Here is a 23,192-nt window from a genome sequence, read left to right as displayed (position 1 = left end):
CCGGGCCTCCGGGAGCCCGGTTCCGGCCGCTGTCGGCCGTCCGGTGTCCCGTCCCCGGGCCTGGTGCTCGTCCCGTCCACGTCCCGTCTTCACGCGGCCTTCTCCTCCTGCCAGCGCCGCACGTGCGGCAGATCGTCGTCCAGCCAAAAGGCGCTTTCCTGCGGGTCCTTGGAGTCCGTGACGACCAGGATCTCCTCGAACTTCGCCCCCGTGCCACGGAAGCCGAGGTGGGGTTCGACCGCCCACAGCCCGGGCTGCGGCGGGTGGTCGGAGAAGGTGTACGGACTCCACAGCGGGGACCAGCCCTCCCGGTGGCCGTGCAGCGCGTCGGAGGCGAGGCCCTTGAGGGACTGGGCGCCGAACCCGAAGAGGGTGGGGGACCAGCGCCCCTTCCGTACCCGGTCGATCTTGTGCGCGATGACGCCGAAGGGATAGGCGCGGTGGCGGTTGGTGTACCCCTGCCGCACCATCAACCGTTCGACGTCCTGGTAGATCTCGCGCAGCGGGCGGCGTTCGCGGACCTCGCGCAGGATCAGCTCGCGGTGGGCTTCGAGGTCGGCCAGGAGCCGGTCGTGCACGGGGTTGAGGCCCAGGCAGCCGGAGTAGCCGATGTCGGCGGTGAAGCCGTTGTGGACCGGTGCCATGTCGAGGATGAACGGCATCCCCGGTTCCAGTTCGCGGTGGGTGGGGAAGAACTGCAGCGGCACCCGGAAGTTGACGAACGCGGTGCGGTCGCCGAACCACGCGAACGGCAGGTGGAACCAGTCCCGTACGCCGCGCTCGCGCAGCCACTCGCGCTGCATCCGCGCCGCCGCGCGCTCGGTGATCCCGGGCTTGAGCTGGGCGGCCACCGCTTCCGCGCAGGCGTAGGCGAGCCGCTGTACCTCCCGGAATCCCCTGAGCTCGGCGGTGAGTTCTCCCGTTGCTGCTGAGGTCGCTGAGGTGACTGAGGCCATCGCCAACCGTCCGTCCGTAAGCGCTTCATCGCGGTACGTGCCCGTAACTTGCCACTGATGAATGTGACAATGACCGGCGGCTGCGTCAAGGGGTGTGCGGCCGGCGAGGCCAACGACACGGCACGACCCTGACTCCTGTGCCGCTGAAGCAGGAGAACCCCTACGGGCATGTCGTACCCGAGGGGTACACGAAGACCACCGCTGGGGTTGACGACGGATGTGGCGGGCACCACTACCGTCGAACATGTGACTGTGATCGTGACCGAAAGCCTTACCAAGCGGTACCCGAGGGTGACCGCGCTGGACCGGCTCTCCGTTGACATCGCCCCCGGGGTAACGGGCCTGGTGGGTGCCAACGGTGCCGGCAAGTCGACCCTGATCAAGATCCTGCTCGGGCTGGCTCCGGCCACCGAAGGGACCGCCCACGTCCTCGGACTGGACGTGACCAAGGACGGCAGCACCATTCGTGAACGGGTCGGCTACATGCCCGAGCACGACTGCCTGCCACCGGACGTCTCCGCCACCGAGTTCGTGGTGCATATGGCCCGGATGTCCGGCCTGCCGCCGACCGCAGCCAGGGAGCGCACCGCCGACACCCTGCGCCACGTCGGGCTCTATGAGGAGCGGTACCGCCCCATCGGCGGCTACTCCACGGGCATGAAGCAGCGCGTGAAGCTGGCCCAGGCGCTGGTGCACGACCCGCAGCTGGTGTTCCTGGACGAGCCCACCAACGGCCTCGACCCGGTCGGTCGGGACGAGATGCTCGGCCTGATCCGGCGCGTCCACACCGACTTCGGGATCTCGGTCCTGGTCACCTCCCACCTCCTGGGGGAGCTGGAGCGCACCTGTGACCACGTCGTCGTCATCGACGGCGGCAAACTGCTGCGCTCGTCCTCCACCACGGAGTTCACCAAGGTCACCACCTCGCTGGCGGTGGAGGTCACGGACACCGACGTCCACCCGGACGGCACCGGAGCGCTGCGCGCGGCCCTGGCCGCGGCCGGCGCCGTGGTGACCACCGGCGCACCCGGAGCCGAGGGGTTGGCCTCCCCCGGGCACGTCCTCCTCGTCGAGGCGTCCGGGGACGAGATGTACGACCTGGTGCGCGACACCGTCGCCGGGTTGGGGCTCGGCCTGGTGCGGATGGAGCAGCGACGGCACCAGATCGCCGAGGTGTTCCGCGACGCGGACGCACAGGCGGCGGCCGGTGCACCGGCGCAGGCCGGCGCCGCACCGACGGAGAGGAACGCGACCGAGAGGAACGCGCCGGAGAGGAACGCGACGGCGGGGCAGGGCACCGGTCGGCCCACCACCGTGGGCGGAGGAGACGCAGCATGAGTACGGAAACCACGCCGGGCGGCGCTTACATCCACAACATCGGCTACCGGCACTACGACGGCCCCCGGTTGGGCCGTGCCTATGCTCGAAGGTCGCTGTTCTCGCAGAGCCTGCGCGGTGCGTACGGTCTCGGGCGGTCGGCGAAGAGCAAGGTGCTGCCGATGCTGCTCTTCGGAGTGATGTGCCTGCCCGCCGGGATCATGGTCGCGGTGACGATGTTCACCAAGGCCGGCAACCTCCCGGTCGGCTACACCCGATACGCCATCTTCCTCCAGGCCGTCATCGGCCTCTATCTCGCGGCCCAGGCCCCGCAGTCCGTCTCCCGCGACCTGCGGTTCAAGACCACCCCGCTGTATTTCTCCCGGCCGATCGAGCGAGCCGACTACGTCGTGGCGAAGTTCGCGGCGATGGCGAGCGCGCTGTTCATCCTCACCGCCGCCCCCCTGGTGATCCTCTACGTCGGGGCGCTGCTGGGGAAGTTGGACTTCCTCGACCAGACCAAGGGGTTCGGGCAGGGGCTGGTCTGCGTTGCGCTGCTCTCGCTGCTGTTCGCCGGGATAGGGCTGCTCGTCTCGGCGCTCACCCCGCGCCGCGGCTTCGGGGTCGCCGCGGTGATCGCCGTGCTCACCATTCCGTACGGCGCGGTCAGCGCCATCCAAGGCATCGCCACCCTGCAGGGGAGCGAAGCCGCCGTCGGCTGGCTGGGGCTGTTCTCGCCCATCACCCTCATCGACGGGGTGCAGTCCACGTTCCTCGGTGGCACCAGTTCCTTCCCCAACGGGCTGACGCCGTCCACCGGCGCCGGAGTCGTCTACCTCCTCGTCACGCTGCTCGTCATAGCCGGCTGCTACGGCCTGCTGATGCGCCGCTACCGGAAGGCCGGACTGTGACCTCCCACCCGTCGCCCGACCACCTGTCGCCCGAGCGTCCGTCGCCCGACCGCCACCCCTCAAGGAATGGGCTGCGCCCATGAGTACTCTTCGTATCGACCACGTCTCGCGCTGGTTCGGGAACGTCGTCGCCGTCAACGACATCACCATGACCATCGCTCCCGGCGTCACCGGCCTGCTCGGTCCCAACGGCGCCGGGAAGTCCACCCTCATCAACATGATGGGCGGCTTCCTCGCCCCCTCCAACGGCACTGTCACCCTCGACGGGACGAAGATCTGGCGCAACGCGGCAAGCTACCGCCACATCGGCCTCGTCCCGGAGCGGGAGGCGATGTACGACTTCCTCACCGGCCGTGAATTCGTGCTAGCCAACGCCGAGTTGCACGGCCTCGGCCGGGCCGCGGCGGCCCGGGCGCTGGCCACGGTCGAGATGGAGTACGCCCAGGACCGCAAGATCTCGACGTACAGCAAGGGCATGCGGCAGCGGGTGAAGATGGCCTCTGCGCTGGTCCACGACCCGTCGGTGCTGCTGCTCGACGAGCCGTTCAACGGCATGGACCCGCGGCAGCGGATGCAGCTGATGGAGCTGCTGCGACAGATGGGCGACGAGGGCCGTACGGTCCTGTTCTCCTCGCACATCCTCGAAGAGGTCGAGCAGCTGGCCTCGCACATCGAGGTGGTGGTGGCCGGCCGGCATGCCGCCTCCGGTGACTTCCGCAAGATCCGCCGGCTGATGACCGACCGCCCGCACCGCTACCTCGTCCGCTCCGACAACGACCGGGCGCTGGCCGGGGCACTGATCACCGACCCCTCGACGGCCGGTATCGAGGTGGACGTCGTCGAGGGCGCGCTGCGCATCCAGGCCGTCGACTTCGGCCGGTTCACCGAACTCCTGCCACGGGTCGCCCGCGACCACGGCATCCGCCTGCTGACCGTCTCACCTTCCGACGAGTCGCTGGAATCCGTCTTCTCGTATCTCGTAGCGGCCTGAGGCCAGAAAGGAGCCCTGAGGCAGTATGTCCACGACCTCTCCCGTGGCCCCGCCGGCGCCCGCCGCCGCGCCCAAGGCCGCGCTCTTCCACCCGACCGTCGCCCGGCTCACCTACCGGGCGCTGCTCGGCCGGCGCCGCGCCCTGATCCTCTTCGCACTGCCCGCCCTCCTGGTGGTGATCGCCGTGGTCGTCCGGGCGCTGACCGGCGCCGATGACGCCACGGCCGGCGGCATCCTGGGGGGTTTCGCGCTGGGCACGATGGTTCCGCTGATCGGCGTGATCGCCGGGACGGGCGCGATCGGGCCGGAGATCGACGACGGCTCGGTGGTCTACCTCCTGGCCAAGCCGGTCCGCCGTTCGACGATCATCATCACCAAACTGCTGGTCGCGATCGGTGTGACCGCCGTGTTCTCGGCGGTACCGGTCCTGGTGGCCGGATTCGTTCTCAACGGCAACAGCCAGCAGATAGCCGTGGCGTACGCGGTGGCGGCGGCCATCGCCTCGGTCGCCTACAGCGCCCTGTTCCTGCTGTTCGGCACCATCACCCGGCACGCCGTGGTCTTCGGGCTGGTCTACGCCCTGGTCTGGGAGGCGTTCGTGGGGAACGTCGTCCCCGGGGCGCGGACCCTCAGCGTCCAGCAGTGGGCGCTCGCGATCGGGCAGAAGGTCGGCGCCGAGGGGGCCCTCAGCTCCGCGGTCCAACTCCCGCTCGCGGTCTGCCTGCTGGTGGCCGTCACCGTCGGTGCGACCTGGTACGCGGCGCGCCGGCTGAAGGCGCTGACGCTGGCCGGGGAGGAGTGAGCGACCCACCGGACAGGACCTCAGGGCCTGTCCGGTGGGCACGGGCAGGTGTCCCGGTGCGGCCCGGCCGGCCGGGGAGGGCCGGTGGCGGAAGGGCTACCCGCCGGTGGCGGCGTTGCCGGCGGCGGTGCCCTTCTGCGCGTTGTTGAACTCTTGCACGTTCCGCAGGTGCTCCCGGTAGTTGGCGGTGAAGCGGGTGTCGCCCGGTGTGACGGTGACGAAGTAGAGCCAGTCACCCGCGGGCGGCGCGGCCGCAGCCTTCAGCGCGTCGGCACCCGGATTGTCGATCGGGGTGGGCGGCAGGCCCTCGAACTTGTAGGTGTTGTAAGGGCTGTTGGTGCGGGTGTCGGCGTGGCTGGTGTGGAGCGTGCTGCGGCCGAGTGCGTAGTTGATCGTCGAGTCCATCTGGAGCGGCATCTTCTTGGCGAGCCGGTTGTCGATGACCCGGGCGACCTTCCCCATATCGGCCGGCCGGTCCGCCTCGGCCTGCACGATGCTGGCGATCACCACGGTGCGGTACGCGGTGATGCGGTCGGCGGCGAGCCGCTGGTCGGCGGTTTTGACCATGTACGAGAGCAGCGACGCCGGGGTGGTGTCCTTGCGGAGCGGATAGGTCGCCGGGAAGAGGTAGCCCTCCGGGTTGCCCTTCGCTTCGGCGGGCAGGTCCAGGTGCGCAGTCTTGGCGGCCTGCGCGGTGGTGCCCTCGGGAACGTTCAGGGCGCGGTCGGCGGCCGCGTAGATCTGGGAGGCCCGCTGCCCCTCCGGAACCGTGAGCTGCCCGTACTGCCGCTCGCGCAGCAGCCGCGGCACGATCAGGACGGCGAGGACGACCACGACGCACAGAACGGCGACAAGAATGAGCCAGCCGGTGCGGGAGGGGCGCGGTCCGGGCCGGCGACCGGTGTGCTGCACATCGCTCATGGGGGCACGGTAGGGCAGCCGGCTGTGATGTGGTGCCGTCTCGTCACGCCGGATCGTGTCTGATGGCGGGGCAGGACCTGGCGTCAGCCGGGCGCCGGGCCGGGCGCCGGCGCCCGCGCGGGGCGGCCGGGGGCCGCCGCCTTCCGCTAGACCGCTAGACCGTTGGTGCGGGCGGTGCGGGCGGTGCGGGCGGTGCGGGCGGTGCGGGCGGAATGGGGGAGGTACGGCGGGGGCGGCCCCGCCCGGCCCCGCCCGGCGCCGACCCGGCACCGCCCCCAGCCCCAGGCTCACCCTGCGGCGCTCTCCTCACCCCGCCTCGCCCCGCCTCACCCCGCCTTGCCCCCCGGGTCACCCCGCGGCGCTCTCCCCGATGCGGCGGTCGCGGCCTGCGCCCAGGCCCAGCAGGGCGAGGCCGGCGCAGACGGCGAGCAGCAGGAGGAGCGGGACGGTCCAGCCGGCGGTGGCCTGGTGGACGGCGCCCAGGGCCAAGGGGCCGACGGCGGCGAGGAGGTAGCCGCCGGTCTGGGACATGCCGGAGAGCCGGGCGGCGGTGTGCGCGTCGCCGGACCGCAGCACCATCATCGTCAGGGCCAGACCGAGGGCGCCGCCCTGGCCGACGCCGAGCACTGCCGCCCACAGCCACGCGCCGGCCACCGGCGCGATCAGCAGCCCCGTGACGCCGCAGGCCATCAGGGTGGAGACCACCACGCCCAGCAGCCGCTGGCGGCGCATCCGGCCGGCGAGCGTCGGGACCACGAACGAACCGGCCATCTGCAGCAGCGTGCTGAAGGCGAAGACCAGCCCCGCCTCGCTCTTGCCCATGCCGTGGTCGGTGAAGATCGTCGGCATCCAGGCGATGATCACGTACGCGATCAGCGACTGCGAACCCATGAAGAGCGTCACCTGCCACGCGAGCGGCGAGCGGGTCAGCTTCGGGCCGTTTTCGGTGGGGTGGGCGGGTGTCGCCGCGGCCTCGCCGTGGTGCGTGCCCCGCCGGGCGATCACGGCCTGCGGGAGCCAGACGAGGGCGGCGACGGCGGCGAGCAGCGCCCAGGAGACCAGGGATCCCTGCCAACTGCCGAGCGCGTTCTCCAGGGGGACGGCCGAGGCGGCCGAGACGGTCGCGCCGAGGATCATCGCGGTCGAATAGAGCGCCGTCATGCTCGCCGCCCGCTCCGGGAAGTCCCGCTTGATCAGGCCCGGCATCAGCACGTTGAGCAGGGCTATGGACCCGCCCACCACCGCGCAGCCGGCGAACAGCGCGGCGACCGGCGGCGCGATGCGCAGCACGATGCCGCCGCACAGTGCGACCAGCGCACCGCACAGCGCCGCCTCGGTGCCCCAACGGCGCGCCAGCCGCGGCGCGATGACCGACCCCAGGCCCATGAAGACCAGCGGGATGGTGGTCACCAGGCTGCTGGTGGTGGCGGCCAGGTGGAAGTGCTGCGCCATCTCGTTGAGCAGCGGCGAGACCCCGGCGAGCGCCGCGCGCATGTTCACCGCGGCGAGCACGATGCCGGTGAGGAGGAGGGCGGGGTGGGTCCGCAGTCGGCGTCGGGCGGTGGCCACCGGTGGGGCCGGGATCAGGTCTTCCTCGGCGTCGATGAGGTCGACCGGGGCAGTCGAGTCGGTCCCTGACATGCGTGCGTACCTAGCCAATCGTGCACTCGTACTGGGAAAGGAGAGGGAGGGCGGGGAAGGGGGAAGGGAGAGGCGGAGGAGGCGAGGGCCGGGCGTCATTCGCCGGCGAGGAGGGCCTCCACGGCCCGTTTGGGCTTCTCCAGGAGCGCGCGGGTGGCGCGTTCGGCGGCGTCCGGGTCGCCGTGCGCGATCGCGTCCAGGACGGCGCGGTGGTCGCCGTGCACGACCTTCGGCATCGCCTGGTCGTCGAGGGCGCTGACCAGCGCCTCCCGTACGGAACTGCTGAACCAGCCGTAGGTCGCCGTCAGCGCGGTGTTGTGCGCGGCTTCGACGACGGCTTTGTGGAAGGCGATGTCGTGGTCGGCGTAGAGCTCCAGGCTGCCGGAGTGCGGCCGGCCCTCGGTGTCCTCCAGTTCGGCCTGGGCGTCCAGGGCCGCCCGCATCCGTTCCAGGTCGGCGGGTTCGTGGCGGAGCGCGGCCAGCCGGGCGGCCTCCGCCTCCAGGGCGATGCGCAGCTCCAGGACGTCCCGGATGCCGGCCCGCTGGATGCCGCGCATGACCTCGGCCGGGTCCGCGGTGGAGACGACGAAGGTGCCTTCGCCCTGGCGCGAGCGCAGCATCCCAGCGTGTACGAGGACGCGTACCGCCTCGCGGACGGTGTTGCGGCCGACCTGGAGCTGTTCGGCGAGGGCGTGCTCGGTGGGGATACGGGTGCCGACCTGCCACTCACCGGCGGCGAGTTGGGAGCGGAGGGCCTCGACGACGGTGTCGACGAGGGATTGCCGTCCTGCTGCCTTGAGTGCCATCGCCCTGATCCCGTGCCCGTTCCTGTGCGTTCTTCGTGGAGTCGTGGAGTCGTGGAGTAGTGGAGTCATCGCGTCGTGGCGTCTGCCGCGTACGCGGTGCCTGCCGCGTACGCCGCGTCGGCTGCGTCTGCCGCATCCGTTGCGAACGTGCGCCCTGTCTGTCTGTCCGCCTGGTGGCGGTTCAGCCTGGTGACGGTTACGTCTCGCACGTTTGCCCGGTCATCCTACAACTGATTGTTTCACTGTGCAGCTAATGGGGGCGGCTAATGGGCGGTACAGGGAATTGATCTGTGGTGGGGGCGATCTCTGGTGGGTGGCGATCTGCACCGGGGGTGCCCGGAGCGCCGGGCGGTCGGAGTGCTCCCGGTGGACCCGGCGCCCAATGCTGGAGCCCCCGGTGGTGGAGTCCTGAGTGAGCACCACCACCGGGGGCGTTCCCGGGCCCGGCCGACCCCGAGCACGAGGGCGGCCCGGGGCGAAACCGAGCCCGGGGGCCTACGGGGCCAGAGGGATCCGCAACGGTTCCGGGAGCCGGGAGCCGACGGCCGACCCCCTCAGAGGCCGATGTCGCGTTCCTGGATGTCCGCCAGGGACTCCCGGCGGACCAGGAGCCGGGCGTGGCCCGAGGTGACCGCGACGACCGGCGGGCGGCCGACGAGGTTGTAGCCGGAGGCCATGGACAGGTGGTACGCGCCGGCCACGGGGACGGCGAGCAGGTCACCGGGGCGGATGTCGCCGGGCAGGTGGACGTCGGAGGCGAGGATGTCGCCCGCCTCGCAGTGCCGGCCGACGACGGTGACCGGCTCGGTGGCGACCGCCGAGCGGCGCCCGACCAGCCGGGGCGCGTAGCGCACCCCGTACAGCGCGGGCCGCGGGTTGTCGCTCATCCCGCCGTCCACCGCGACGAAGGTGTGGGCGCCGGTGCGCTTGACGGAGAGCACCCGGTAGAGCACGACGCCCGCCGGGCCGGCGATGGCGCGGCCCGGTTCGACGGCCAGTCGCGGCACCGGGAGGCCGGCCGCCGCACAGCTGCCGGCCAGTTCGGCGCGGATCTTGGTGGCGAGTCCGGCCACGTCCAGAGCGGGCTCGCCGGGCCGGTACGCGACACCGTGGCCGCCGCCCAGGTCCAGTTCGGGGAGGGTGATGCCGTGCTGCTCGTGGACGCGGGCCAGCAGGCCGACCAGGCGCCGCACGGCCGAGAGGTACGGCTTGACGGCGGTGATCTGGGAGCCCAAGTGGCAGTGCAGACCGACGAGTTCGAGGCGCGGTTGGCCCAGGACTCGGGTGATCGCGTGCTGGGCGGAACCATCGGCGAGGGACAGTCCGAACTTCTGGTCGTCGGTGCCGGTGCGGATCTTGGCGTGACCGCCGGCGGCGATCCCCGGGACGACCCGGATCAGCACCTTCTGCCGGCTGCCCACCGGGACCGCGGCGGCCAGCCGGGCGATCTCGGAGGTGCTGTCGATGACGATCCGGCCGACGCCGAGCCGTAGCGCGGTCCGCAGGTCGGTCGGGCTCTTGGCGTTGCCGTGCAGCACGATCCGCTCCGGCGGGAAGCCGGTGGTGACGGCGAGTTCCAGCTCGCCGGCGGAGCAGACGTCCAGGCCCAGGCCCTCTTCGGCGACCCAGTGCGCCATGGCGCGGCACAGGAACGCCTTGGCCGCGTAGTAGACGTCGGTGTCGGGGAAGGCGCGGAGGTAGGCGCGGCAGCGGCGGCGTACCTCGTCCTCGTCCAGTACGTAGGCGGGGGTGCCGAAGTGGTCGGCGAGTTCGGTCAGCGGGACGCCGCCGATGGCGAGGTCGTCCGCGGGGAGCGGCACGGTGGACGCGGGCCAGATGGCGAACTGGTCCGGGTCGTGGTCCGGGCCGTGGTGCGGGCCGTGGTCCAGGGTGGGCGACGGGGACGGGTGGGTGGCCGTCGGGAGCGGTGCGGGCGGCGTCGCGGTCTGCGGGGTCCGGGTGGTCCGGGGCAGGGTCGTGTGGCTCATGGTGGGGGTGCCCCTTCTCAAACGGCCCGTAGCTGGCTGCTCCGGGAAACACGGGGGATTCCCGGGGCGAAGCGTGGTTCGCGGAGGACGTCGGGGGTGAAGCGCGGGTCCCGGGGAACATCGCGGGCGAACCGCGGGTCGCGGGTGTCCCGCGCGACGTCCGGGGTGAGCCGGGGCGCACGGGCGGCGCCAGGGCTGAAGCGCGGGTCGACGGTCACGGTGGTGGCGCCGACGGGTTCGGCCATGGCGCGCAGCGCGGGCTCGGAGAGCCGTACCCAGGGCTGGCCGCTGCCCAGAACCTCGGCCAGCCGCTGCGGTGAGGTGAAGCCGACGGCGGTGCGGCCGCCGAGCGGGGTGCGGAACAGGCGGGCGGTACAGCCCGCGGGTCCCGGCCGGACGGGAACGAAGAGAGGCCCGGCCGGGACACGATCAGCAGGCTCGGGGTCTTCCGCGTGGAGATGGTGGGACACGGCGTTGCTCCTCGACGGGACGGCGGCCCCGGACCGGTGGATACGCGTGCGCCGGGGCTCGGCACAGACGCTATGCCCGGTGCGGGGGGCACCTTGCCGCTCCATGACGCTTCGTTGACGGTTTACGGACCGGACTTGACGCGATGCTGCCGCTGCTGGCCGAGGCACGTCGCACAGTGGCGCGATCCGGTCGCTGAGCGGTCCCGGCCGGGTACGCCCGCGAGCTGTACCCGGAGTGCCCGGACGACGAGGAGGAGTGGGTCACCGAGATTCAGGAACCGGTCATCAGGGCCTGAGTCAGGGCCTGAGTCCGGGGCTGAGGTCGGGCCTGAGGCCGGCGCGGGGCCCGGGGACGGTGCCGACGGCCGTGGCGGTAGCGGTAGCAGTGGCCGTGGTGGCGGCCGGAGACCGGTGCCCGGCGGATGAAGTCCCGTCCACCAGGCACCGGTTCACCGTTTCGGCGAACTCCACCGCCGCCGGGCTGAGCGCCGCCCACTGTCGTACCGCCCACCCGGTCGTCAGCGGCGGCAGCGCCGGGATCGGCACCAGCCGCAGGCCCGGATGGCCGGCGGTGGCGCGGTGGCCGGGGAGGCGGGGGACGACGGCGGGGCCGACGCCGAGCTCGGCGAGCAGCAGCGCGGTGTCCCAGTCGGCGACGCTGGTGGTGCTGGGCCCGGGGACCGCGGGATCCGGTGCCGGGGCGCCGTCCTGGTGGCCGAGGTGTCCGTCGAGGCGCATCCGGGACGTGGAGTTCTCCGGTAGCCGGATGAGGCGGAGGGCGGCCAGCTCGTCGGGTGTGAGGTGGTCGCGGGCGGCGAGCGGATCGCCGGCGCGGACCGCGAGCACCCACGGCAGGCCCATCACCGGATGCTGCTCGATGCCCCGTACGGGCGGGCCGATGGTGATCCAGGCCAGTTCGGAGTCGCCGTCCGCGACCGCCTCGAAGCAGCGGCGGCTGGAACTCTCGGTGTGGAACTCCAGGTTGACGTGCGGGTGCCGCTCCCGGAAGGCGACCACCGCGTCGGACATGAAGTGCCGGACGGTGGTGGCGCCGGTGGTGACCCGGACCGTCCCGCCGTCGCCCCGCCGCATGTCGGCCAGCCGGCGCAGTGCCAGGTCCAGTCCGCCCAGGCCGTCGGCGGCGGCGCGGTGCAGGATGCGGCCCGCGGCGGTCGGTGCCACCCCGCGCGGCCGGCGCTCCAACAGGTCGATGCCGGCTTCCCGTTCGAGGCGTTTGACGCGCTGGCTGACGGCGGACTGGGTACAGCCGAGGTCGCGGGCGACGGCACTGAGGCTGCCGGCCTCGCAGACGGCCACGAAGGCACGCAGATCATCGAGTGTCACCCGGCCACGCTAGTGCGCGACCCTCCACCAACCCAAGCTGAAGCTAAGGAGTTTGGAAGGAAACCCGAGGATTGACTTGGGTATGCCCCCCCGGGAAGATCGTCACAGGGCCCAGGGCGGCAACCCGGAACCGTGGACGGCCGTACGGTTCGGGTGCCGACCCGCCTGTATGGACCGGCCGGTACGGACCCGCCTGTACGGTCCCACCCGTACGGACTGGCCCGTACGGACCGGCCCGTGCAGACCGACCCGTACAGGCCGCAGGTGTCACGCCCCCGCCGGCGCCCCCGAGCGCGGTCGGGTGTCGTCGTGCCCCGCACCGGGCGTGGTCGCCGCCGTGTCCGCGGGCGGGCCGCCCGGCCGTCCGTCGTCCGTCCGCGGGCCGCGCCGGACCACCGCGAGGACCAGCAGACCGGTGGCGAGCGCCACCAGCCCGGAGACCAGCGTGATGTCCCGCAGTCCGGAGAGGTAGCCGGCGGCGAGCGCGTCCCGGCCGCCGGCAGGGACCCCGGCGTCCCGCAGCGCGGTGCCGAACACCGTCCCCAGGACCGCGATCCCGAACGCGAACCCCAGCTGTCGGAAGGTGTTCACCGCCCCGCTCGCCATCCCGGCCCGCTGCGGCGGGGCCGCGCCGAGCGCCGCCGACACCAGCACCGGCATGGCCGCCCCGACGCCGAGTCCGCTCACCGCCAGGCCGGGCACCAGCGCGGGCCAGCTCGCGCCGGTGCCGAGCAGCGCGACGTGCAGCAGCCCGCCCGTGCCGATCAGCAACAGGCCGATGCCGAGCGGGAGTTGGGGCGCCAACCGCTGAAGCGCCCGGCCGCCCAACACGCCGACCAGCAGGGACATCAGCGCCATCGGGGTCACCGCGAGGCCGGCCCCGATCGGGCTCAGCCCGAGGACTTTCTGCGTCCACAGCCCCACGAACGTCAGGTACGGGAAGGCCGCCGCCTGCATCAGCAGCGCCGCCACCATCAGCACCGCGAACGACGGGCGGCGCAGCAGCCGGAGGTCCAGCAGCGGGCCGGCGGTCCGCCGCTCGGCGACCACGAACACCACCAGGGCGAGGACGGCGACCCCTACGGCGGCCAGCGTCCCGGTCTCGGTCCAGCCGTGCTCGCCGCCGCGCATCAGCCCGTAGGTCAGCGTGCCCGCGCACACCGTGAAGGACGCGGCGCCCGGCCAGTCGATGCGTGCACTGCGGTCGCCGTAGGACTCGCCCAGGTGCCGCAGGGTCAGCCAGATGGCGAGGGCGGTCAGCGGCAGGTTGACCAGGAAGATCGCCCGCCAGTCGGTCCACTCGGTGAGCAGCCCGCCCAGGACCGGGCCGACGGCGGCGGCCGCGCCGCTGGTGCCGCCCCAGACGCCGAACGCCACCCCGCGGTCCCGGCCCTGGTAGGCGGCCATCAGCAGCGGGGTGTTGGTGGCGAACATCGCCGCCGCGCCGATGCCCTGGACGACCCGGGCGGCGACCAGCAGCTCCGCGCCGGGGGCCAGCCCGCAGGCCAACGAGGCGAGCGCGAAGAGCGCCAGCCCGCCTACGTAGAGGCGGCGCCGGCCATAGAGGTCGGCGGCCGAGCCGGCCACCATCAGGAGCGCGGCCAGGGCCAGCGCGTAGCTGTCCATCACCCACTGGAGCGAGGAGAAGGAGGCGCCCAGGCCGTCGGCTATCCGGGGCAGCGCGGTGTTCACGATCGTCACATCGACGAGCAGCATGAAATTGCCGAGGGTGATGGCGACCAGGGGCCACCACTTCCCGGTGCGGGCACCGGCTCCACCGGGGCGGCTGCCGCCTGGCCCGGTGCCGCTACGGCCGCCGCCGCCCCCGTCGGGAGCGTTCCCGGGTGCGTACCGCATGATCATGTCCTCCGTTGGGTGGTGCGCTTGGTGTGTTCCCGGGCAGGGCGCCCGGACGAGGCCCCACTCTCCGTGGCGCACCGCTCGTTCCCCCAGCCACGGCGCTCCCGGCGACGCAATTCGACACGGGTTAGCCTCCAACGGTGAAAACCGACGGAAGCGCCGGCCGGCCCGCGCCCTTCGACGACCTCGACCGCCGTCTGATCCACGCCCTCCAGATCGACGGCCGGGCCCCCTTCAGCCGGATCGCCGAGGTCCTCGGGGTCTCCGACCAGACGGTCGCCCGGCGCTACACCCGGCACCGCGGCTCCGGTGCCTTCCGGGTGCTGGGGCTGGCCGAGCCCCGGGCGCTGGGCGAGGTGGAGTGGCTGGTGCGGGTGGAGTGCGCGCCGGACGCCGCGCTGCCGATCGCCGAGGCGCTGGCACGCCGCCCGGACACCTCCTGGGTGAGCCTGATGTCCGGCGGCACCGAGATCGCCGTGGTCTGCCGGTCGGCGAGCAGCGAGCACAGCGACGCGCTGGTGCTCCAGAAGCTGCCGCGCACCCCGAGCGTGGTCGGGGTGGCCGCGCACTGCCTGCTGCACGAGTTCTACGGCGGCCCGCAGAGCATGATCAGCAAGTCCGGTGCGCTGACCGCCGAGGAGGCCGCCCGACTGAGCCCGCCGGCGCCCCGGCCGCCGTCCCCCGAGCCCGCCACCCCTCCCCCACCCTCCACGTCGTTCGAGCGGGGGGACCCCTATGAGCAGGGGCCGGTGGTGCTCTCCGACGCCGACCGGCGGCTGTTCGAGGCGCTCGGCCGGGACGGCCGGGCCCCGATCGCCGAACTCGCCGCGGCCACCGGCTGGTCGCCCACCACCGTCCGCCGCCGCCTGGAGGCGCTGCGCGCGGACGGCGTGCTGTACTACGACGTCGACTACGATCTGCGGCTGTTCGGGTACGGGGTGATGGTCGCCCTGTGGCTGTCCGTCGCACCCGCCGAACTCGCCGCCGCCGGCGCGGCGTTGGCGGAACACCCGGAGGTCGCCTTCGCCGGCGCCACCACCGGTGCGCACAACCTCTTCGCGTCCGTCCTGTGCCGGGACACCAGCGCGCTCTACACCTACCTGACGACCCGGATCGCGGCACTGCCGGGCGTACGGACCATGGAGAGCGCGCCGCGGATCCGGCACCTCAAGGGGCCCGGCCCGTACGCCGCGCTCGGCCCCGCCGCTCCGAGGAGCCGCCGATGACACCACCATCGACCCGCGTCCTGGTGCGCCGGGCCCGCGACGGGGTGCTGGACTGGGTGCGGTCGACGCCCGGCACCCACATCTGGCTGCTGATCATCGGCATCACCAGTCTGGTGATCGCCTCGGCCTCCGAGGGACTGGAGCAGTTCCTCCTCCACCGCAACAGCAGCAACATCCACGAGCTGAACGAGCATCCGCTGCCCTCGCTGCTGATCAGCGGGTTCTGGATCGAGCAGCCGGGTTCGTTCCTGCTCTACGCGGTGATGTTCGAGCTGGTGCACGCCAACGTCGAGCGGTGGATGGGGAGTTGGCGCTGGCTGCTGACCGTCGGCGCGGCGCACGTCGCGGCCACTCTGGCCAGCCAGGAGCTGGTGCTGCTCGCCATCGAGGGCCACCAGCTACCGCGCTCGATGACCCACGTCGTGGACATCGGCGTCTCCTACGGGCTGGCCGCCGCGGCCGGGGCACTGACGTACCGGCTGCCGTCGCCCTGGCGCTACGTCTACCTCGTCGGCCTGCTGGGGTTCTTCGGGGTGCCGCTGGTGACCGGGGCGACCTTCACCGACTTCGGGCACGCCATAGCGCTGGCCCTGGGGTTCGCGAGCTGGCCGCTGACCCCGGCGGCGCGCGTCGACGCGGCGGTGGAGCACGTGCCGGATGCGCACGCGACGGACGGGGACGCGACGGGCGCGGGTGGCGGCGCGGACGGGCCGGAGCCGCCACCCGGGGGCCGTCAGGAGTAGAGCCGCTCCAGCACCACCGCGACCCCGTCGTCCTCGTTGGAGGCGGTGATCTCGTCGGCGACGGCCTTGAGTTCGTCGTGGGCGTCCGCCATCGCCACGCCGTGCGCGGCCCAGGCGAACATCGGGACGTCGTTGGGCATGTCGCCGAACGCCACGGTCTCCTTGGCGGTGATGCCCAGACGGCGGGCGGCCAGCGAGAGCCCGGTGGCCTTGGTCAGGCCCAGCGGCAGCAGCTCGACGATGTGCGGCCCGGCGACCATGACGCCGACCAGGTCCCCGGCGACCTGGCGGGCGGCGCGGGCCAGCGCGTCGTCGTCCAGCGTCGGGTGCTGTATGTAGACCTTGTTGAGCGGGGCGGTCCACAGCTCGCCCGGGTCGTCGATCAGGACGTTGGGCAGCGGGCCGTCCTGGACCTGGTAGCCCGGGCCGACCAGCACCTCGCCGGCCAGGCCGTCCCGGCTCGCCGCCAGGTGGAGTGGGCCGACCTCGGCCTCGATCTTGGACAGCGCGAGGCCGGCCAGCTGGCGGTCCAGGGTCACCGACGTCAACAGCCGCTGTTCGCCGGCGTGGTAGACCTGCGCGCCCTGTCCGCACACCGCGAGGCCCTGGTAGTCGAGGGCGTCGAGGATGTGCCGGGTCCAGGGCACCGCCCGGCCGGTGACGACGATGTGCGCCGCACCCGCCGCGGTGGCGGTGGCGAGCGCCCGGCGGGTGCGTTCGGAGACGGTCTCGTCGTGGCGCAGCAGCGTCCCGTCGAGGTCCGTCGCGATGAGCTTGTACGGCAGCGGCGAACCCGCCGGGGTCGAGGGGCTCACTTGGCGACGGGCTCCAGCACCTCGCGGCCGCCCAGGTAGGGGCGGAGCACCTCGGGAACGCGGACCGAGCCGTCCGGCTGCTGGTGGTTCTCGAAGATCGCCACGATGGTCCGCGGGACGGCGCAGAGCGTGCCGTTGAGCGTCGCCAGCGGGCGGACCTTCGGCTTGCCCTCGGTGGTCTCCCGCATCCGGACCGAGAGCCGGCGGGCCTGGAACTCGTTGCAGTTGGACGCCGAGGTCAGCTCGCGGAACTTGCCCTGGGTCGGGATCCACGCCTCACAGTCGAACTTGCGGGAGGCGGAGGCACCCAGGTCGCCGGTGGCGACGTCGATCACCTGGAACGGCAGCTCCAGGCCGGTCAGCCACTGCTTCTCCCACTCCAGCAGCCGCCGGTGCTCGGCCTCGGCGTCCTCCGGCGCGACGTAGGAGAACATCTCCACCTTGTCGAACTGGTGGACCCGGAAGATGCCGCGGGTGTCCTTGCCGTAGGTGCCGGCCTCGCGGCGGAAGCACGGCGAGAAGCCGGCGTAGCGCAGCGGCAGCTGCTCGGCGTCGACGATCTCGTCCATGTGGTACGCGGCGAGCGGGACCTCGGAGGTGCCGACCAGATAGAAGTCGTCGCGCTCCAGGTGGTAGACGTTCTCGGCGGCCTGGCCGAGGAAGCCGGTGCCCTCCATGGCGCGCGGGCGCACCAGGGCGGGGGTCAGCATCGGCGTGAAGCCGGCCTCGGTGGCCTGCGCGATGGCGGCGTTGACCAGCGCCAGCTCCAGCAGGGCGCCGACGCCGGTGAGGTAGTAGAAGCGCGAGCCGGAGACCTTGGCGCCGCGCTCGACGTCGATGGCGCCGAGCAGTTCGCCGATCTCCAGGTGGTCCTTGGGCGTGAAGCCCTCGGCGGCGAAGTCGCGGGCGGTGCCGTGCGTCTCCAGGACCGTGAAGTCCTCCTCGCCGCCCACCGGGACGTCGGGGTGGACGATGTTGCCGAGCTTCCGCAGCAGCGCCTGGGTCTCGTCCTTGGCCTCGTCCTGCGCGGCGTCGGCGGCCTTGACGGCGGCGGCCAGCTCACCGGCCTTCTTCAGCAGCTCGGCCTTCTCGTCGCCGCTGGCCTTGGGGATGAGCTTGCCGAGCGCCTTCTGCTCGGAACGCAGCTCGTCGAAGCGGACGCCGGACGACCTGCGCCGCTCGTCGGCAGAGAGGAGTGCGTCGACGAGCGCGACATCCTCTCCACGGGCGCGCTGGGAGGCGCGCACACGGTCGGGGTCCTCACGAAGCAGGCGAAGGTCAATCACCCCACCAGGCTACCGGGGCCGCCAGCCGGCACTCGACGTGATATTCGCGGGTGCGACCATTTGCCCGTTTTGAGGTTATTTATTCCATGGCGGGGAATCGGGCCCGAGGGCCTTCCGGGGCGGTCGTCGTAACGCATCGTAAGGTCCTGCGGAATTCCTGGCTCATGCCGTGAAAAGGGGCATTCGCGGCGGCGGATTCCAGGCTTCCGGTGGCCGCTCCCCGGGGTTGTGCCCAGTTGCCCACCGGGTTGTCCACAGGGGGGAGGGGTGCGGCGATTTTTATCCACAGCCTGTGTGTGAGATCTGTGGAAGCCGGAATTGATCATTCTGCGCCCGAAATGCTCAGCTATGGATTCTTAGTCCAAACCCTGTTCACGCACTCTTTCGTGTGGGATTACCTCGCCCTAAAGGATTGGTCGTGAGAATTGTGCTGACGAGGTCCGGGGTGATCCACTGTGGGCGACTGTGCACGGGTGTGGGGTCACTAGAGGGATATGTCGACTCTGTCCGCCTCGGATGTCGACTTACCCACAGGTCGAGAAGCGAGCCTGTGGATAACTTTGTGGACAGTTACCGCACCCGTCGGACGGCGCTCCGGAACGGCACTTTCGGTCCCGCCGAAGGCACAGGTCACAGCCCGTAACCCGACGGGCGGGGGAACGGGCCGACTCAGCCCCGTCCGTCCAGGCAGCGCCCCAGCCAGTCCGACGCCTCGGTGAACGCCGAGTCGGTCACCTGCGGCCGGACGCTCGCGGCCACCTCGTCCGCGCGCGGATACGAGCCGAGGAACCGCACGTCGCGGCAGACCCGCTTGAGGCCCATCAGGACCTCGCCCACCCGTCGATCGGTGACATGGCCCTCGCAGTCCACCGAGAAGCAGTACCGGCCGATGCCCTCGCCGGTCGGTCGGGACTCGATCCGCATCATGTTGACCCCGCGGACCGCGTACTCCTGGAGCAACTCCAGCAGCGCGCCGGGGTGGTCGGAGGCCAGCCACAGCACCACCGAGGTCTTGTCCGCGCCGGTGGGCGCCGAGGGCCGGGCCGGGCGGCCGACCAGGACGAAGCGGGTGGCGGCGTTCTGCGCGTCGTGGATGTCGGCGACCAGCGGCGTGAGGCCGTACGTAGCGGCCGCGAACTCACCGGCGAACGCGCCGTCGTAGCGGCCCTCCTGGACCAGGCGCGCACCGTCCGCATTGGAGGCCGCCGACTCCCAGACGGCGTCCGGGAGTTGGGCCGCCAGCCACTTGCGGACCTGGGGCTGGGCGACCGGGTGCCCGGTCACCGTCTTCACGTCGGTCAGCGTCGTCCCCGGGCGCACCAGGAGCGCGAAGGCGATCGGCAGCAGCACCTCGCGGTAGATCATCAGGGGTTCGCCGGAGGCCAGTTCGTCGAGGGTGGTGGTCACGCCGCCCTCGACGGAGTTCTCGATCGGCACCAGCGCCGCCGCGGCCTCCCCGGCCCGGACCGCGTCCAGCGCGGCCGGCACCGACACCATCGGCGCCAGCTCCCTGGTCGCCGCCTCGGGGAGGGTGCGCAGCGCGGCCTCGGTGAAGGTGCCCGCGGGACCGAGATAGGTATAGCGACTGGCCGACATGCCGTGGACTCCCTCACGTGCTTGCGGGAGACCCCGCCGTCTTTCGCCCTGCCCTTGCCACGATACCGAGCGGTCCGGTGCCCGGCGGACGCGTTCCGAAGAGTGGTCCCGGCCGGCCCCGGGTCCGATCAGCCCTCCAGCAGCGGCTGGGCCACGTAATCGCCGTCCGACGGCGCCGGCGGCACCGCGTACAGGCCGCTGGCCTCGTGCCGCAGGAACGGTGACAGCGCGTCGCCGCGGTCCAGCTTCCGCTGGATCTGGGTGAAGGCGCGCAGCGGGTCGGCCTGCCAGCAGACGAAGAGCAGCCCGGCGTCCGGGGCGCCGTCGTCCAGGAAGCCGTCGTGGTACGAGAACGGGCGGCGCAGCAGCGCCGCGCCCTGGTTGGCCTCCGGTGCGGCGATCCGGGCGTGCGCGTTGGCGGGGATGACCGGGAGCCCGTCGGGGCCGTTGGCGTCCAGATTCATCGGGGTGGTCTCGGTGCCGCCGGTCAGCGGGGCACCGTTGTCCTTGCGCCGCCCTATGACCCGCTCCTGCTCGGTGCGGGAACGCTTCTCCCAGTCGTCGAGCAGCATCCGGATCCGGCGCACCACCGCGTACGAACCGCCGCGCATCCACTCCTGCGCGGTGTCCGCGCCGACGAAGATCCGCCGGTCGAAGTCCGACTCGGACGGTTTGGGGTTGTTGGTGCCGTCGACCTGGCCCATCAGGTTGCGGGCGGTCATCGGGTGCGCGGTGGCGCCCGGCGTGCGGTTGAAACCGTTCATCTGCCAGCGCAGCCGGGCGGCCCCCGCCGCCTCCTTCTGGAGCGCGCGCAGCGCGTGGAAGGCGACCAGCGCGTCGTCGGCGCCGATCTGGATCCACAGATCGCCCTCGCTGCGCCGGGGGTCGAGGGCGTCGGCGGAGAAGGCGGGCAGCGGATCGAGCTGGACCGGGCGGCGTCCGGTCAGACCGGTCCGGTCGAAGAAGCTGCGGCCCAGCCCGAAGGTGACGGTCAGCGAGGACGGGCCGGCGTCCAGCGCCACGCCGGTGTCGGCCTGCGGGGTACGCCCGGCCATCAGCTCCTCGGCCGTCCGCGACCAGCGGCGCAGCAGCGCGGCAGCCTCCTTGCGACCGGCACCGGCCGCCAGGTCGAAGGCGACGAGGTGGCCGCTGGCCTGCAACGGGGTGGTGATGCCCGCCTGGTGCTTGGCGCCCGTCGTGCGGAACGGGACCTCGGTCGCCCCGATCGTGCTCAGCGCCTCCGCGGCGTCGCCCTGCGCGGCCGAGGCGCCGAGGGCGCCGCTGGCCCCGCCGACGACCAGCCCGGCCGCGCCGGCCGCACCGACGGTCCCCAGGAGGCGGCGGCGGGACAGCGCCAGGGTGGTGCCGTCCGCGGCGGCCGACCCGTTCCGTGGGCGGGTGCCGTCGTCCTGCATGGTGTCCGTGGCGTCCTGCTGCTTGCTCATCAGTTGATTGTCACGTTCCTGGTCTCGGTCACCTGGTCGAAGTCGGAGGTCCGGACGAGCAGCGAGAGCTGCCACCGCCCCGGCACCGGGAGTTGCACGCCGCTCGCGGTCCAGTGGCCGGTCCCGCTGTGCCGGAGCGTGACCGGGAGCGGCCCCAGCTTCTTGGCGTCGAGTGTGAAGGCGACCTTCACCTCGGGGACGTCCCGGGCCTTGCCCGACGGGTCGGCGATCCGCAGCCGGAGCTCGTTGCCGCCGCCGCTGCGCCCGGGGTCGAGGTCGAGACGGGCGGTGCCCTTGCCGTTCGCGCCGCCGGTGTCGAACGGGACGGTCAGCACGCGCGGCTGGTTGGCGTCGGGGGACTGCCCGGCCGAGGCGGCCTTGACGGCCTCCGCGGTGCGGGCCGGTTCGGTGGTGGTCAGGACGGTGGTCACCGCGAGCAGCACCATCGCGACGGCGGCCTCGGTCAGGACGGACCGCCGCAGCCCGCGCCGCACCGGGTCGGCGTCCCGGATCCGCTTCTTCCGTGCGGTGGTCAACGCGGCCTGTTGGCGGGCCAGTTGGGCGGCCCGGGCCGGGTCGGAGGGCCCGGCGGCCGCCGCCGGGCCCGGATCCTTGGCCGCGTCCGCGTCGGCTTCTACGGAGGAGGAGGCGGGGACGCCGACGGGCTCGGGTGTCGCGGCCGCATCGTGCGGGCCCGTCCCCCGTTCCGTACCGGCCGTCGACTCCCCGGCGGCCGTCAGTCGGCCCGTCCAGCGCCGGGACAGTCCGGCGACGGCCACCATGACCGCGACCAGGCCCACCTTGACCAGCAGCAACTGCCCGTAGGAGGTGTCGGTCAGCGCGCGCCAGGAGCCGACCTGCCGCCAGGACTGGTACGTGCCGGTGGCGACCAGCACCAGGACGGAGCCGAAGGCCATCCGGGAGAAGCGGCGGACGGCGGTCCGCTCGACCGGCGGGCCCCAGTAGAGGGAGACCAGCAGGGCCGCCAGCCCGCCGAGCCAGGCGGCCACCGCGAGCAGGTGCAGGACGTCGACGGGCATGGCGACGGCGGGCTGGAGCCCGGTCGAGGCGTGCTCGGCGATCGCCCAGGTGGTGGCGAGCCCGGCGGCGACCACCACCCCGCCGATCGCGAGGCCGAACGTGAGGTCCGTGCGCCGCTTGGCGGCGTCCTCAGCATCCTCAGCGTCCTCGGCGTGCTGGGCGTCCGTGGCGTCCGTGGCGTCCGCGGCATCCGTGCCGTTCGGGCCGTTCGGGCCGTGGACCCGGGCGTACGCCCCGAAGAGCACCGACACGAACAGCGCCGCCGCGGCGAGCAGCAGCAGCCGGGAGAGCAACGCGGCCCCCGGCTTGGACAGCACCACCTGCTGGAGCCCGCCGAGGTCGAAGACGTCGGCGAGCTTCCCGGAGCCGGTGTACGGGGTGCGCAGCAGCAGCATCGCCAGCGTGGCGCCGGTCAGCACCGCCCAGCCGCGGACCACTAGCCGCTGCACGGACCGCACCCGGGCGGCGGCCGGCCGGCACGCCACCACGAACGCCGCGCCGCCGGCCAGCAGCACGAACCCGGCGTAGGCGAGGTAGCGGGCGATCTCGTAGAGCGCGCCCACCAGGCCGCCGCCGACCTGCTGTTGGGGAACGGCGGCGGTGGTCTTCGACGGCGCCCCGATGGAGAAGGTGAAGGCACCGGACACCGGGTGGCTGTCCGCCGAGATCGCCTGCCAGGCGACGGTGTACGTCCCGTTGGGGAGCCCCGGCGGCAGCCCCGCCCCGTATTTGACGGTGCTCCCGCTGCACAGATTGCGCAGCTTGCCACGGTCCACCCGCTTGCCTTGCGGGTCCAGGACGCGCAGGGAGTCGTCGCCCATCGCCACGCCCTCGGAGAAGGTGAGCGCGACCTGCTCGGGGGCGTGTGCCACCACCGAGCCCTGCGCGGGGTCGCTGCCGGTCAGCGCGGCGTGCGCGGCGGCCGGCGCGATGCCCGCGACCAGTGCGCCGAAGAGCACCGCCACGAGGACCAGCAGCCGTCGCAGCCGTCGCGGCCGGAAGCCGGTGAGGGCCATGGTGCGCGCTCCCCTTC

General features: G+C 72.6%; 19 protein-coding genes. 6 read left to right on the top strand and 13 right to left on the bottom strand.

Annotated features, from left to right (window positions below):
- Window positions 1-89: 89 nt before the first annotated feature.
- Window positions 90-956 (bottom strand): M24 family metallopeptidase, encoded by an 867-nt coding sequence (locus ACFVT2_RS01620; protein WP_390010818.1) that lies wholly within the window; start codon window positions 954-956, stop codon window positions 90-92.
- 219 nt (window positions 957-1,175) lie between these two features.
- Here ACFVT2_RS01620 and ACFVT2_RS01615 point away from each other — a divergent pair, with 219 nt between their 5' ends.
- The 4 genes from ACFVT2_RS01615 (at window position 1,176) to ACFVT2_RS01600 (ending at window position 4,977) form a co-directional block, all read left to right on the top strand.
- The gene (locus tag ACFVT2_RS01615; RefSeq protein ID WP_390010816.1) at window positions 1,176-2,294 is read left to right on the top strand and encodes an ABC transporter ATP-binding protein; all 1,119 of its coding nucleotides are present in this window, start codon (window positions 1,176-1,178) and stop codon (window positions 2,292-2,294) included.
- Window positions 2,291-3,184, top strand: coding sequence for an ABC transporter permease (locus ACFVT2_RS01610; protein WP_390010814.1), 894 nt, complete (start codon window positions 2,291-2,293; stop codon window positions 3,182-3,184). The genes ACFVT2_RS01615 and ACFVT2_RS01610 overlap by 4 nt, the downstream gene beginning before the upstream one ends.
- Window positions 3,185-3,263: 79 nt before the next feature.
- The gene (locus ACFVT2_RS01605; RefSeq protein WP_390010813.1) at window positions 3,264-4,175 is read left to right on the top strand and encodes an ABC transporter ATP-binding protein; all 912 of its coding nucleotides are present in this window, start codon (window positions 3,264-3,266) and stop codon (window positions 4,173-4,175) included.
- 25 nt (window positions 4,176-4,200) lie between these two features.
- A complete protein-coding gene (locus ACFVT2_RS01600; RefSeq protein ID WP_390010811.1) occupies window positions 4,201-4,977 on the top strand; it encodes an ABC transporter permease subunit in 777 nt (258 codons plus the stop codon).
- 96 nt (window positions 4,978-5,073) lie between these two features.
- On the opposite strand, the gene mltG is transcribed toward ACFVT2_RS01600, so the two are convergent.
- The 7 genes from mltG to ACFVT2_RS01565 all read right to left on the bottom strand — a co-directional run bounded on the left by mltG (window position 5,074) and on the right by ACFVT2_RS01565 (window position 14,004).
- Entirely contained in the window at window positions 5,074-5,898 is an 825-nt protein-coding gene (gene mltG / locus ACFVT2_RS01595; RefSeq protein WP_390010809.1) for an endolytic transglycosylase MltG, read from the bottom strand.
- A 348-nt stretch (window positions 5,899-6,246) separates the two neighbouring features.
- Complete coding sequence (locus tag ACFVT2_RS01590) at window positions 6,247-7,539, bottom strand: CynX/NimT family MFS transporter (protein ID WP_390010808.1); 1,293 nt, start codon at window positions 7,537-7,539, stop codon at window positions 6,247-6,249.
- A gap of 95 nt (window positions 7,540-7,634) precedes the next feature.
- Window positions 7,635-8,345: a FadR/GntR family transcriptional regulator gene (locus tag ACFVT2_RS01585; protein WP_390010806.1), complete on the bottom strand. Its 711-nt coding sequence runs from the start codon at window positions 8,343-8,345 to the stop codon at window positions 7,635-7,637.
- 554 nt (window positions 8,346-8,899) lie between these two features.
- Complete coding sequence (lysA, locus tag ACFVT2_RS01580; RefSeq protein WP_390010804.1) at window positions 8,900-10,333, bottom strand: diaminopimelate decarboxylase; 1,434 nt, start codon at window positions 10,331-10,333, stop codon at window positions 8,900-8,902.
- A gap of 17 nt (window positions 10,334-10,350) precedes the next feature.
- Window positions 10,351-10,803, bottom strand: a complete 453-nt coding sequence (locus ACFVT2_RS01575; RefSeq protein WP_390010802.1) for an SAV_915 family protein — start codon at window positions 10,801-10,803, stop codon at window positions 10,351-10,353.
- Window positions 10,804-11,100: 297 nt separating this feature from the next.
- A complete protein-coding gene (locus ACFVT2_RS01570) occupies window positions 11,101-12,147 on the bottom strand; it encodes a LysR family transcriptional regulator (RefSeq protein WP_390010800.1) in 1,047 nt (348 codons plus the stop codon).
- Between the two features lie 267 nt (window positions 12,148-12,414).
- Window positions 12,415-14,004 carry an MFS transporter gene (locus ACFVT2_RS01565; protein WP_390010799.1) on the bottom strand — a complete coding sequence of 530 codons (1,590 nt, stop codon included), beginning with the start codon at window positions 14,002-14,004 and terminating at the stop codon, window positions 12,415-12,417.
- A gap of 143 nt (window positions 14,005-14,147) precedes the next feature.
- On the opposite strand from ACFVT2_RS01565, the gene ACFVT2_RS01560 reads away from it, so the two are divergent.
- Window positions 14,148-15,233 carry an Lrp/AsnC family transcriptional regulator gene (locus ACFVT2_RS01560; RefSeq protein WP_390010797.1) on the top strand — a complete coding sequence of 362 codons (1,086 nt, stop codon included), beginning with the start codon at window positions 14,148-14,150 and terminating at the stop codon, window positions 15,231-15,233.
- A complete protein-coding gene (locus tag ACFVT2_RS01555) occupies window positions 15,230-15,976 on the top strand; it encodes a rhomboid-like protein (RefSeq protein WP_390010795.1) in 747 nt (248 codons plus the stop codon). The genes ACFVT2_RS01560 and ACFVT2_RS01555 overlap by 4 nt, the downstream gene beginning before the upstream one ends.
- On the opposite strand, the gene ACFVT2_RS01550 is transcribed toward ACFVT2_RS01555, so the two are convergent.
- From ACFVT2_RS01550 to ACFVT2_RS01530, 5 genes are all read right to left on the bottom strand, one after another.
- Complete coding sequence (locus ACFVT2_RS01550; RefSeq protein WP_390010794.1) at window positions 15,967-16,791, bottom strand: HAD family hydrolase; 825 nt, start codon at window positions 16,789-16,791, stop codon at window positions 15,967-15,969. The genes ACFVT2_RS01555 and ACFVT2_RS01550 overlap by 10 nt on opposite strands.
- Window positions 16,788-18,077, bottom strand: coding sequence for a serine--tRNA ligase (gene serS / locus ACFVT2_RS01545; RefSeq protein WP_390010792.1), 1,290 nt, complete (start codon window positions 18,075-18,077; stop codon window positions 16,788-16,790). Before serS ends, ACFVT2_RS01550 begins: the two co-directional genes overlap by 4 nt.
- Before the next feature lie 669 nt (window positions 18,078-18,746).
- Window positions 18,747-19,673: a prephenate dehydratase gene (gene pheA, locus ACFVT2_RS01540; RefSeq protein WP_390010790.1), complete on the bottom strand. Its 927-nt coding sequence runs from the start codon at window positions 19,671-19,673 to the stop codon at window positions 18,747-18,749.
- A gap of 128 nt (window positions 19,674-19,801) precedes the next feature.
- Window positions 19,802-21,118: an iron uptake transporter deferrochelatase/peroxidase subunit gene (efeB, locus tag ACFVT2_RS01535; RefSeq protein ID WP_390010788.1), complete on the bottom strand. Its 1,317-nt coding sequence runs from the start codon at window positions 21,116-21,118 to the stop codon at window positions 19,802-19,804.
- A complete protein-coding gene (locus ACFVT2_RS01530; protein ID WP_390011217.1) occupies window positions 21,118-23,175 on the bottom strand; it encodes a copper resistance protein CopC in 2,058 nt (685 codons plus the stop codon). Before ACFVT2_RS01530 ends, efeB begins: the two co-directional genes overlap by 1 nt.
- Window positions 23,176-23,192: the final 17 nt, after the last annotated feature.

Origin of the sequence: Streptomyces sp. NPDC058000, from assembly GCF_042886435.1 — a bacterium.
Classification (GTDB): domain Bacteria; phylum Actinomycetota; class Actinomycetes; order Streptomycetales; family Streptomycetaceae; genus Streptomyces.
The sequence above is the reverse complement of the archived record's forward strand: the minus strand, read 5'-3'. Positions and strand labels throughout refer to the sequence as shown.

Excerpts from the sequence above, each read along its gene's own strand:
- ACFVT2_RS01585 (WP_390010806.1), bottom strand. The coding sequence starts at position 8,345 with ATGGCACTCAAGGCAGCAGGACGGCAATCCCTCGTCGACACCGTCGTC.
- ACFVT2_RS01610 (WP_390010814.1), top strand. The coding sequence starts at position 2,291 with ATGAGTACGGAAACCACGCCGGGCGGCGCTTACATCCACAACATCGGC.
- ACFVT2_RS01565 (WP_390010799.1), bottom strand. The coding sequence starts at position 14,004 with ATGCGGTACGCACCCGGGAACGCTCCCGACGGGGGCGGCGGCGGCCGT.
- mltG (WP_390010809.1), bottom strand. The coding sequence starts at position 5,898 with ATGAGCGATGTGCAGCACACCGGTCGCCGGCCCGGACCGCGCCCCTCC.
- ACFVT2_RS01555 (WP_390010795.1), top strand. The coding sequence starts at position 15,230 with ATGACACCACCATCGACCCGCGTCCTGGTGCGCCGGGCCCGCGACGGG.
- ACFVT2_RS01530 (WP_390011217.1), bottom strand. The coding sequence starts at position 23,175 with ATGGCCCTCACCGGCTTCCGGCCGCGACGGCTGCGACGGCTGCTGGTC.
- ACFVT2_RS01600 (WP_390010811.1), top strand. The coding sequence starts at position 4,201 with ATGTCCACGACCTCTCCCGTGGCCCCGCCGGCGCCCGCCGCCGCGCCC.
- lysA (WP_390010804.1), bottom strand. The coding sequence starts at position 10,333 with ATGAGCCACACGACCCTGCCCCGGACCACCCGGACCCCGCAGACCGCG.
- ACFVT2_RS01590 (WP_390010808.1), bottom strand. The coding sequence starts at position 7,539 with ATGTCAGGGACCGACTCGACTGCCCCGGTCGACCTCATCGACGCCGAG.
- efeB (WP_390010788.1), bottom strand. The coding sequence starts at position 21,118 with ATGAGCAAGCAGCAGGACGCCACGGACACCATGCAGGACGACGGCACC.
- pheA (WP_390010790.1), bottom strand. The coding sequence starts at position 19,673 with ATGTCGGCCAGTCGCTATACCTATCTCGGTCCCGCGGGCACCTTCACC.
- ACFVT2_RS01605 (WP_390010813.1), top strand. The coding sequence starts at position 3,264 with ATGAGTACTCTTCGTATCGACCACGTCTCGCGCTGGTTCGGGAACGTC.
- ACFVT2_RS01620 (WP_390010818.1), bottom strand. The coding sequence starts at position 956 with ATGGCCTCAGTCACCTCAGCGACCTCAGCAGCAACGGGAGAACTCACC.